The sequence below is a fragment of the Empedobacter sp. GD03797 genome (assembly GCF_029842105.1).
GTDB classification, from domain to species: domain Bacteria; phylum Bacteroidota; class Bacteroidia; order Flavobacteriales; family Weeksellaceae; genus Empedobacter; species Empedobacter falsenii_C.
The window spans coordinates 329,317-340,440 of record NZ_JAOCFS010000001.1; the positions used below are offsets into that span (position 1 = coordinate 329,317).

At 29.7% G+C, this 11,124-nt stretch carries 12 protein-coding genes; 9 read left to right on the forward strand and 3 right to left on the reverse strand.

Features of this window, described 5'->3' with window-relative positions:
• The first annotated feature begins 109 nt into the window (after positions 1-109).
• A complete protein-coding gene (locus N5D90_RS01840) occupies positions 110-562 on the forward strand; it encodes a Fur family transcriptional regulator (protein ID WP_038331681.1) in 453 nt (150 codons plus the stop codon).
• A gap of 60 nt (positions 563-622) precedes the next feature.
• Here N5D90_RS01840 and N5D90_RS01845 read toward each other — a convergent pair whose 3' ends face one another.
• Positions 623-1,543 (reverse strand): Dyp-type peroxidase, encoded by a 921-nt coding sequence (locus tag N5D90_RS01845; protein WP_280061386.1) that lies wholly within the window; start codon positions 1,541-1,543, stop codon positions 623-625.
• 244 nt (positions 1,544-1,787) lie between these two features.
• Here N5D90_RS01845 and N5D90_RS01850 point away from each other — a divergent pair, with 244 nt between their 5' ends.
• Genes N5D90_RS01850 through N5D90_RS01860 form a run of 3 tightly spaced genes read left to right on the forward strand, consistent with a single transcriptional unit; the run spans position 1,788 to position 5,241 of the window.
• The gene (locus tag N5D90_RS01850; protein WP_236688166.1) at positions 1,788-3,461 is read left to right on the forward strand and encodes an OstA-like protein; all 1,674 of its coding nucleotides are present in this window, start codon (positions 1,788-1,790) and stop codon (positions 3,459-3,461) included.
• A 39-nt stretch (positions 3,462-3,500) separates the two neighbouring features.
• Positions 3,501-4,052, forward strand: coding sequence for a hypothetical protein (locus N5D90_RS01855; protein ID WP_280061387.1), 552 nt, complete (start codon positions 3,501-3,503; stop codon positions 4,050-4,052).
• A 1-nt stretch (position 4,053) separates the two neighbouring features.
• Positions 4,054-5,241 carry an aspartate aminotransferase family protein gene (locus N5D90_RS01860; RefSeq protein ID WP_280061388.1) on the forward strand — a complete coding sequence of 396 codons (1,188 nt, stop codon included), beginning with the start codon at positions 4,054-4,056 and terminating at the stop codon, positions 5,239-5,241.
• A gap of 46 nt (positions 5,242-5,287) precedes the next feature.
• Here N5D90_RS01860 and N5D90_RS01865 read toward each other — a convergent pair whose 3' ends face one another.
• Positions 5,288-6,055 carry a methyltransferase domain-containing protein gene (locus N5D90_RS01865; RefSeq protein WP_280048910.1) on the reverse strand — a complete coding sequence of 256 codons (768 nt, stop codon included), beginning with the start codon at positions 6,053-6,055 and terminating at the stop codon, positions 5,288-5,290.
• Positions 6,056-6,153: 98 nt separating this feature from the next.
• Here N5D90_RS01865 and N5D90_RS01870 point away from each other — a divergent pair, with 98 nt between their 5' ends.
• From N5D90_RS01870 to N5D90_RS01890, 5 genes are all read left to right on the forward strand, one after another.
• Positions 6,154-7,089 (forward strand): AraC family transcriptional regulator, encoded by a 936-nt coding sequence (locus tag N5D90_RS01870; RefSeq protein WP_347881104.1) that lies wholly within the window; start codon positions 6,154-6,156, stop codon positions 7,087-7,089.
• Between the two features lie 87 nt (positions 7,090-7,176).
• Positions 7,177-8,391: an MFS transporter gene (locus tag N5D90_RS01875; protein ID WP_280061389.1), complete on the forward strand. Its 1,215-nt coding sequence runs from the start codon at positions 7,177-7,179 to the stop codon at positions 8,389-8,391.
• A 164-nt stretch (positions 8,392-8,555) separates the two neighbouring features.
• Positions 8,556-8,759: a hypothetical protein gene (locus tag N5D90_RS01880; protein ID WP_280061390.1), complete on the forward strand. Its 204-nt coding sequence runs from the start codon at positions 8,556-8,558 to the stop codon at positions 8,757-8,759.
• Between the two features lie 42 nt (positions 8,760-8,801).
• Positions 8,802-9,101 (forward strand): hypothetical protein, encoded by a 300-nt coding sequence (locus N5D90_RS01885; RefSeq protein ID WP_280061391.1) that lies wholly within the window; start codon positions 8,802-8,804, stop codon positions 9,099-9,101.
• 40 nt (positions 9,102-9,141) lie between these two features.
• The gene (locus N5D90_RS01890; RefSeq protein WP_280061392.1) at positions 9,142-9,918 is read left to right on the forward strand and encodes a hypothetical protein; all 777 of its coding nucleotides are present in this window, start codon (positions 9,142-9,144) and stop codon (positions 9,916-9,918) included.
• Between the two features lie 53 nt (positions 9,919-9,971).
• On the opposite strand, the gene metF is transcribed toward N5D90_RS01890, so the two are convergent.
• A complete protein-coding gene (metF, locus tag N5D90_RS01895) occupies positions 9,972-10,928 on the reverse strand; it encodes a methylenetetrahydrofolate reductase [NAD(P)H] (RefSeq protein ID WP_180906735.1) in 957 nt (318 codons plus the stop codon).
• Positions 10,929-11,124: the final 196 nt, after the last annotated feature.

The following is an 11,124-nucleotide window of genomic DNA, read 5'->3' on the forward strand; positions in this document are numbered from 1 at the left end:
ATGCTGCTATAAAGATTTATTATCAAGAGATAGAAAAAAACGTACGAATTGAAAGCTGTTTCGTTACATTGATAAGGAAATATTCTGTATATTTACACAAATTTTTTATATGACAGACGAATCAGTAAAATCAAGTAATTACGAAATAGTAAAGCAAGTGTTTACGAATTTCTTGGAAGACAATGGACATCGTAAGACACCTGAACGTTATGCTATTTTAGAGGAAATTTATTTTACAGATGATCATTTTGATATTGATATGTTGTATATCAAAATGAAAAATAAGAAATACCGCGTTAGTCGTGCTACTTTATACAATACTATCGAGCTTTTGATGGAAGCTAAATTGGTGCGTAAACATCAGTTTGGAGATCAACAAGCGCATTACGAAAAATCATATTTCGACAAAAATCATGACCATATTATTTTGTCTGATACAGGAGAAGTATTGGAGTTTTGTGATCCAAGAATTCAATCTATTAAACAAACGATAGAAGATATTTTTGATATCAAAATTGATAATCATTCATTGTATTTTTACGGAACTCGTAAAAATAAATAACCTTGATTTTATAAAATCAAAAGACCTTTTACGATTTCGTAAAAGGTCTTTTTTGTTATTTTAATTAGAAAATTGGTCTAACAAATCAAAAGAAGGAACAAAAAATAGAGTTCCAGTTTTGGCTTTACTAAAATCTAATATTCGATCATAGTTTCCGGCAGGTTCACCAACAAACATGCGTTCTAACATTTCTTCTACAATGCTAAATTTTCTGGCATAAGCAATAAAATAGGTTCCCATTTCATTTGTCGACATATTTCCAAAAGGCATATTATCACGAACAATTTTTTTGTCATCTCCAACATTTGCTAATGCAGAATGCGAATTCGAAGGTTTTTCATCATCATTCATTTCGATATCATCAACTTTAGATCTACCAATTACTTTTTCTTGTTCAGAGATTGGTAAATTTTTCCAAGCTTGCATATCATGAATGTATTTTTGCACAAATAAGTAACTTCCATTTGTATAAGCAGAATCTTCATTGCCAATCAAACCAAAATTTGTTCTCTCGTCACCTTGAGGATTTTCAGTTCCATCGACAAAACCTAAAATACTACGTCCATCCCAATATCTAAATCCATGAATTTCTTCTTGACAAGTCGCAACATCATTTAATAAATCAGTTAGATTAGAAACAATATCAATGCAATAACTTTGTTGCGTAGAACGGATATGAAAATGAATATCAGCTTTTGTAGAAACGGCTTCATGCTTTTCTCCCTTAATGGCAACAAATGGTTTTAATTCTTTCGGTAAAGGTTTTGGTAAATTTAATTTTATCCAAGCATCGTAGCTAATTCCTAAAATAACGCTCGATTGTGTTTTCGGAAAACGTGTATTTGCTGAATGGTTAAGATTGATAACCAAAGCACAAAGCTTTTTGAAAGCATTTTTGTAAACAGTATTTTCCTTGAAATTCCAAACCATAAAAATAGTATTGGTATTTGGACTATCTAATACATTTTGATATTGAGGCATTTAATAGATTTAAAAAATTGAATATGAAGTTAAGAATTTTAAAATTGAATTTTATGAATAATAGTTATTTTTTTAATCAAATTAAGACTTAAAAATCTATCATAGTGATTAAAACATTATGAAAATTTTAAGTATTCAAGCACGTTTTAACGTAATAATTAATTTTTAGGACTAAAAAAATAATACTAATTTTGGCTAACACTTTTTTGAAGTGAAATAGAGATTAAATAAAAACATTAAGTAATTGTTAATTAATTATATAAATAAAAATAAAACAGGTTTGAAAGTTGCTTTTTTACTTTCATGTTTTATGACGATAAGTGCTTTTGCGCAACAGAAACCTAAAAAAGAAAAAGTTGTGTTGAAGAATGCTGATTTAGTTGAGCGTTATCCAGATCGTTTTGAAGGGAATCAGATTTTAACAGGTAATGTTGTTATTGAATATAAAGGTGATGTAATTACAGCTGATAGTGCGGTTTTATATCGTGATAAAAACTTGGCTGTTGTTTGGTCGAATGCACGTTTGGTGAGTAAAGACAAAACAATTACGGCGCATAAAATGGAGTATGACGGAAACACAACAATTGCAAAAGCTTTCAAAGATGTGGTGTTGACTGATCCAAGTTCTCGTATTACGGCAGATTATATGGATTATAATCGTACAACTGAGATTGCGACTGGTATTGGGAAAGTAGAAGTGAAGACGCCTACGCAACAAATAAGTTCTGAGAAAATGATTTACGAGCGATTGACTGGAAATATTATTGTAAATGATACTTACAAAACAATCGGTTCTGATGGTACTTTAGTTGAAGGACGAAATGTTGTGTATAATGTAAAGTCTAAATCGGCAAATTTTGGTTCAGAAGTTTTTATTACGAATAAAGATTATACGATTTATTCAAGAAAAATGACGACCAATGATATTACGGGAATTACAACTTTCCGCGATTATTCTAAAATTACGCGTCGAAATGATCCATCGCAATATATTATTACTTCTGATGGAGATTTTAATAAAAAAACAGGTGAAGCTTGGTTAAGAGGAAATTCAAAAGTTTATTATCAAAACAAAACGTTGACGGCTAAAAAACTTTATTTCAACGATAAAACAGGTTTTGGTAAAGGTGAAGGTGATGTTTTTTTAGATGATCCTTTAGAAAAAAGATTTTTGAAGGGAGATTACGGAGAAGCTTTTAAATACTTAGATTCGGCTTTTGTAACGAAGAATGCGTATGCTGTGAAAGCGTTTGATAAAGATTCGCTTTACATTAGTGCGGATACTTTGTTGGCGGTAAAACGTCACGATGTTGATTCGACTTCATTGGTGAAAGCATTTCATAAAGCGCGTTTTTACAAATCGAATGCGAACGGAAAAGCAGATTCTTTGGTGTACAATCAAACTAAAGGATTGATGCAATTTTATAAAGATCCAATTTTGTTTTCTGGCGATAATCAAGTGACTGGAGATTATATCGAAGCGTATACAAATGCGAAAACAGAAAAATTAGACTCGATGAAAGTGTTCAATAATGCGTTTGTGATTGCTAAAGTGGATTCGCTTGTGGAAAATGAATATCATCAAATCAAAGGAAAATATTTAACTGTTCTTTTTCAAGATGATAAAATTGATTTTATTAATGTAGAAGAAAATGCTGTTGCATTGACGTACATGGATGACACGGATCAAAAAACGAAAGTGAAAGAACGTTATGGAGTTAATATTTCTTATTGTGGAATTATAGAAGTTGATGTTGTAGGAAAAGATGTGGAATTGGTTGCATGTCGCATAAAATCGGACGGAAAAATGTATCCATTGTCAAAATTTCCAGAAGAAATGCGTTATTTACCCGATTTTAAATGGCGAATTTCTGAACGATTAAACACTTGGCGAGATATTTTTATCGATTCGAAATAATCTTTTCATAAATTAATCGTTTAATTTCTAAAACTATAAATGAAAACTACATCTATCATATTATCTATTCTGTTATTATCAAGTTGTTATACATACAAAGCTTTTGATCCTGAGGAGTATGCATTGGAAATGGCGAAAACCAAAACTGAACCTTCTAATGTAAGAAGTAGAAATACGGCAGACGGAAGAATTGCTGACATGAAAAGAGAACGCAAAAGTCCTAATGAAAATGCAATTAGTTCATCTCTTTCAGAAAGTAAAGAAGAATTAGCTGCATTAAAAGCTAAAAAACAAGAGAATAAAGAAGAGAAAGTAGCGATAGATCCTTCTACAATTAAAATTTCGGATGTTATCAAACCCGATCAATTTTATAAAGTAGATGCGCAAGGAAAAGAATATACAATAGAGGCGAAGCAATGGAAAGCTGATACTTTATATGCTGTTGTAAAAGGAACAGAAAAAGAATTAAAGTTTCATAAAAACGATATTTCATCGTTCAAAATAAGAAAATTTTCGAAAGGTAAATCAGATGCTCTTACTGTTGCAGCATATGCAATGGGCGGTGCAGCTGTACTTTTTTTATTAAAATAAAATGGGAAGATTAAAGGAAGGATTTTTCAAATATCAGGCGCAAACAACAAATTTTGCATCTGGTTTTGAAGTCGATTACGCAAAGGGCTCTTATATCTATGGAAAGGATGGAAGAGCCTATCTTGATTTTGTAGCTGGCGTTTCGGTGAATACACTTGGACATAGCCATCCGCGCATCAATCAAGCGATTATAGATCAGGTAAACAAATATATGCATGTCGCTGTTTATGGTGAATATGCGCAAGAAAAACCAGTTGAATTATGTAAGCGACTGGTTGATTTAACACCAGAAGGATTGGATCAAGTTTATTTGGTGAATTCTGGGACAGAAGCGATCGAAGTTTCGCTTAAATTAGCGAAACGTTTTACAGGTCGTCGTCAATTAATTTCTTTTCGTAATGCCTATCATGGAAATACACATGGTTCGTTGAGTGTTTCGGGTGATGAACGTAAAAAGGCTGCTTTCCGACCATTGTTACCAGAAGTTTATTTCATCGATTTTAATAACGAAGAAGATTTACAAAAAATTACCAAAGAAACAGCTGGTGTTATTGTTGAATCTATTCGTGGTGCTTCTGGTTTTAGATTGCCAGAAAATGATTTCTTTATCAAGTTGAAAAAACGTTGTGAAGAAGTTGGTGCATTATTGATTATGGACGAAATTCAGCCAGGTTTTGGACGTACTGGAAAATTGTTTGGTTTCGAACATTTTGGAGTTGTGCCAGATATTGTGGCAATGGGAAAAGGCATGGCGAGCGGTTTGCCTGTTGGTGCGTTTATGACTTCTGATAAAATTATGAGTTCGTTGAAACAAAATCCTCAATTGGGACATATTACGACTTTTGGAGGAAATCCTGTGATTGCAGCAGCGGCTTTGGAGTTACTAAATGTTATAGAAGATGAAAAATTAATGGATGATATTGATCGAAAAGAGCAATTATTCAGAGAAAATCTTCAGCATCCAAAAATTAAGAAAATTCATGGTAAAGGTTTGATGTTAGCTCCTGAGTTATCATCGCCAGAATATACGTTGCGCGTTCAGCAAGAATGTATGAACAGAGGTTTGATTATTTTCTTTTTGATGTATAGCATCGAGAATTTACGAATTACACCACCGATTAATATTTCGGATGAAGATATTATAAAAGGTTGTAATATCTTAAAATCTGTATTAGACGATTTAGATTAAATTTTAATAAATAAAAAAGAGAATCAGTTATGATTCTCTTTTTTATTTAGCTCTTTCTCCCATACAACAACATTCTCTTAAAGGAATAAATTGCAGGAAAAGTCTTATAATATTTCTTCATTCTCGTTTTGAATTCTGTAGTAAATAATTCTTGTTGTTCAGTCGTTAAGTGCTCCATATAAGGAATCAAAGCAGAACCAGAAATGAAATTATAAAATTCTGTTTCGTCATTTCCGTAAATTGGATAAACTTTCATGCTGATGTTTAAATCCTTCAATCCATTATCAAACATGATTTTCGCATAATCATCTATCGCTAACAAAGGCGAGTCTCGATGAAAATTATTCAAATAATCTGCAAAAGGTTTTTCTCGTGCTAAATCACTCAAAATAACATTCAATACATTATCTTTTTGACAAGGCATTTGTACCGCAAATTGTCCATTAATATTCAGTTTTGAGATTAATTTAGGAAATAATTTTTCGTGATTATCTGACCATTGCAATGCGGCATTACTAAAAATTAAATCCCAATTTGAATCAGAATTTGAAAATTCTTCAATCGTTTGTTGTTTAAAGGAAAGGTTTGCTAAATCAAATTCTTTTGACTTTTCGAGCATTTCTTTTGAAGAATCAATTCCTAAAAAGTTAGCGTGTTCAAATTTATTGGCAAGAATAGCTGTTTGTTCACCAGTTCCACAACCAACATCGACGCAATTTTTCAAATTATCAGCAGAAATCAAAACCGCTAAATCATAAAAAGGTTGATAACGAATATTTTTGAATTGATTATAAATTTCGGGATTCCAAGGCATTTTTATTGAATTTTGAATGTGATTAAAGTTAATGAAATTTTATAATATTTATGATTAATATAGATTTTAACATGTAATTATTCTAAAATGTTGTTTATTTGAATTTTGTAAGAATAGAGATGAGCCAAGAATTAGAAACTATTGCAGATTATTATAATAAAATTAGTTTAGAGCAAGCCGAATTGATGAATTCTGCTAATTTTGAACACGATAAAGCGCATTTTAATATTTCTTTGCGCAAGTATTGTAGTTTTAAAAGTCCATATAGTCGACGAGATTATTACAAAATTAGTCTGTTGATTGGTGAAGGAATTTTTAAATATGGAAATAATGAACGGTATATTTCTAAACCGGTTTTATTTCTTCCATCTCCGCATATTTCTTACACTTGGGAATGTAAATCGAGTTTACAAGAAGGTTATTTTTGTTTGTTCAATCAACAATTTTTTTCTGAAAATAAAGAGTTTGATGTATTCAAAAAAACATCTTTGTTTAAAGATTGGAGTTCTCCTTTCATTGAGATTTCTGAAGAGCAATTGCCTTTGATTTTGTCTTATTTTCAGGAAATGTATCGTCTTAATCAATCCAATTACCAATTGAGATATTTTAGTATTCGTAATCATTTATCTGCTATTTTTCATTATGTTTTAGAACAAAAAGTTGATGAAATACATGCGGTTGAATTGCCTTCGAATGTGAGATTGTATAAGAAGTTTGATGAATTATTAAATAAACAATTTCCGTTAGATTCTCCTGCTCATCCACTTGTTTTGAAAACACCAGCTGATTTCGCAACGAAATTAAATATTCATGTAAATCATCTAAATTCATCGGTGAAATCTGTGACGAAACAAACAACGACGCAGATTATTAAACAGAAAATTGTTGAAGAAGCTAAAAATTTGCTGTTGTATACTGATTGGGATATTGCGCAAGTTGGTTATACATTAGGCTTTGAAGAACCTGCTCATTTTAATAATTTTTTTAAAAAACATACTTTAACTTCTCCATTAAAATTTAAACAAGAAAATTAATTTATTTGATTTTTGTAATTTTTTATTTGTCTTTTTTAATTCATCAATTTGACATTCATTTTACTTTTGCATGGTAAAAAATGATTTATGTTGAGAGAAGCATCAGAAAAAAGAAAAAAAATTGTAAGTATACTTGGTTTCTTTTCGATTCCAATTTCGGGATTTGTAACAGATATCTATTTGCCATCATTTCCGTCGATGGCAAAATCGTTGATGGTTCCAGAAAGTAGTATTCAATTAACTTTGACTTGTTTTTTATTGAGTTACGGTTTGTCTCAATTGTTTATTGGAAGTATTTTGGATGCAATTGGACGATATTATCCAAAAATTGTAGCATTATTTGTCGTATTAATCACAAGTTTGGTTATCGCGAGTACAGATAGTATTTTGTTGATTTGTTTGCTGCGTGTTATTCAAGGAATTTCAGTTGCGATTATTGTCATTGCAACTCGAGCACTTTTTATCGATATGCATACACCAGAAAAGGCGAAACATTATTTAGGTTATTTTACAATTGTTTGGTCATGCGGACCTATTTTAGCACCTTTTTTAGGTGGATATTTAGAAAAATTGTTCAATTGGCATGCAAATTTCTATTTTTTGGCTATTTATGCTGCTTTAATTTTAATTTTTGAATTGGTTTTTAGTGGAGAAAGTATTACTGAAAAAACTAAATTAAATTTTAAAAACGTCATCGATACGTATAGAATGATGCTTAAAAATCAATTATTTATAGTCGGAATTATGATACAAGCTGTTGCTTATTCTATTGTGATGATTTTCAATATTATTGGTCCGTTTTTAATTGAAAATACCTATCATTTTAATTCTGTTGTGATTGGTTATTCAACTTTAATTTTAGGTTTTTCGTGGATGATTGGCGGATTTGTCGGAAAGAAAAGAATGCATCTTGATTTTAAAGAAAGTATAGCTTTACCTATTATTGTTCAATTAATTTTGATTTCACTATTGATTATCACAGGTTTCTTTGTTCAAAATCTATTTGTTTTATTATTCTTTGCGTTTTTCATTCATATTTGTTCAGGAATTTTATTCACATCATTTTTTACTTCAAATATGATGGCTTTTCCTAAAAATGCTGGTGTTGCTGGCGGTTTGATGGGAGGAATGACGTATATTATTACTTCGCTTACAAGTTTTATAATCTCAAGCACTGGTAAAGTTGATACTCAAAATGGATTAGCAATCAGATACTTTATATTTTCATTTCTATTGTCTCTAATTATTTACCTTATGTATCGAATGAAAAAATCAACTCGAAAAAAGGCTATAATCGTATAATTAAATCCGAGCAAATGCTCGGATTTTTTGTGAAAAGAGTTTTTTTATATTGGTTTATTGTTTAATTTAGTGTAATTTGAAAAGGCTTTTGTTTAGTGGAATTGAAAAAGAATTTTAGTCAAAACTTTTTCGAATAATTGTAAGTAAATCCAAAATCATTTATAATGGAATTTGAGTATAATAAAAATAAAATACAGACTGATTTAATATTCGGTTTTATAATGCTTTTATTTTCAGGTTATATAACAGTGATGATTATTAGAAAAATGTATTTAAATTGGAATGATTTTCATTTTGGTAAAATAATTTTTGCATTAACTTCTATTATACTTTTTTCAATTTTAGCATATTTATTTTTAGGAATGTAAATTATTAGAAGCAAATATTTTAAACAAAATCAAATTGAAGACGTGAAAATTGATAAATTGACTAAAAAAATAATTATTACTAATAAAAAGAACAATAGTAAAACTGAAATAGACTTCTCTGAAGTAGAGTCTGTAGAATTATTTTACTCTTGGAACACGAATTTATTTTCTAAAGATTTAGGTTTTAGTAAAATAAATATAAAAAATCACAAAAAACCACTTATTATTACTCAAAACAATATTAATCAATACCATATATATAAATTATTTAAAAATAAGGTTATAAAAAATAAAACTAAGTTTATGAATAATTTAAAAAATTATAATGATAATTTCTGCTAAGTTATTGAAGTTTAATTCTATCTATTTCTTTGGCTCAACTATGAACAAAAATTTATTTTTTATATTATTTGCATTATCTAATTTGAATTTATTAGGGCAAATATATCCTGTAGCTTATATAAATAATGACATTAAGGATTCACTTGAAATAAATGACGTAATTATGAAATGGGATGATGAAATTCGAGGAATAAATTTAACATCAGATAAAGATTTTACTTTTTCTAAAAGACCTTCTATTAGTTGTTTTAGTTGGAAAGATTACAATGGAAATTGGGAAATAAAAAATGACACATTAATTTTTACCGAAAAACTTACTATAATAGAAAATGATGCTTATTATTCATTCTCTGAAGATAGTGATGAAGACTATAAAATAAAGTTTAAATCAGATAAATTTAATAAACTTAATGATAAGCAAATTGAAATTTCATTTATATATGATTATGATTCTAAATTGAAAGATTTTAAAACTGATAGATTATTAGATGAAAATTTTTTCTTGAAAATTCCTTATAATGAAATTCCAAATAGAAGTGAATTAGCGGCGATAAGATATAGTTATGTTTTAAAAACAGGAGATTTAAGGCGTGGTTATATTACAGAAAATAAGATTGTAAATAGAAAAGGTCAAATACTTAAAAATAAGATTGAAGTAACTTTTGTTGAAAGTCCAAGAAAAGAAGAAATTTTTAGAACAACCAAAGGAATTTTGAATAAGAATAGTCTCAAAATTATTTCTTCTAAAAAATCTAAATCTAATTTACCAGATTATACAGATAATTTATTTTTTAAAGATATTTATTTTAAAAATTGATTATCAAAAATCCGAGCATTCACTCGGATTTTTAATAACTTATATTTTCTATTTTAATAAACCGCTTCAGCGATTTTTTTTGTATTTATTGAATTACTCATTGTGTAAAAATGTAATCCTGGAACACCAAAATCGATCAATTCTTTACATTGTTGAATACACCATTCAATCCCGATTTCCTTAATTCGTTCTTTATCTTTCGACTTCAAAACTTCCATTGCCAAAGCTTCTGGCAGATCCAAATAGAAATTTTGCGGAATCGACGTTAGTTGATTGAAAGTTGTTAAAGGTTTTATACCTGGAATAATCGGAATATTAATATCCATTTCGCGACATTTCTTCACGAAATCAAAATATTTCTGATTATCGAAAAACATTTGCGTCACGATATAATCTGCACCCAATTCCACTTTCTTTTTCAAATAATACAAATCCATTGCAAGATTCGGCGATTCGAAATGCTTTTCAGGATAACCCGCCACACCAATACAAAAATCCATTGCATGCGATTCTTGTAGCTCGTCGTCCAAATAATTTCCAGTATTTAAAGCCGTAATTTGCTCAATCAATTCCGATGCATGCGCATGTCCACCAACTTCTGGAACAAAAGACTTTTCTGATTTTATAGGATCTCCACGCAAAACCAAAAGATTATCAATTCCCAAGAAATTCAAATCTATTAACGCATCTTCTGTATCCTCTTTTGTAAATCCACCACAAATCAAATGAGGAATTGCATCTATCTTATAATGATTCTGTATCGCAGCGCAAATCGCAACTGTACCAGGACGTTTTCGCACCTGATAACGCTTCAATAACCCGTTTTCTTTCTGTTTGTAAATATACTCTTGACGATGATAAGTTACATCGATAAAAGCTGGATTTAACTCAACTAATGGATCTAAAGTTTTGAACGTCGCATTGACATCTTGCCCTTTCAAAGGTGGTAAAATTTCCACAGAAAACAACGGTTTTCCGTTTGCGCGTTCTATATGTTCGGTAACTTTCATTCTTTATTTTATCGTTTAGCGAAGTTCGAATCTCGAATTTCGATTATATAATTTCTTTTATAAGGGCGTTCCCTTCGGGCGGGCTTTTCGTTGCAATCTTTTTTGTTGATTTCGACTTTGTTTAATCAACAAAAAAGGATTTTCACTGCAATCCCTAACGCTTTTTTTAATTTTGTTCTACGTTCGTTATCATTCT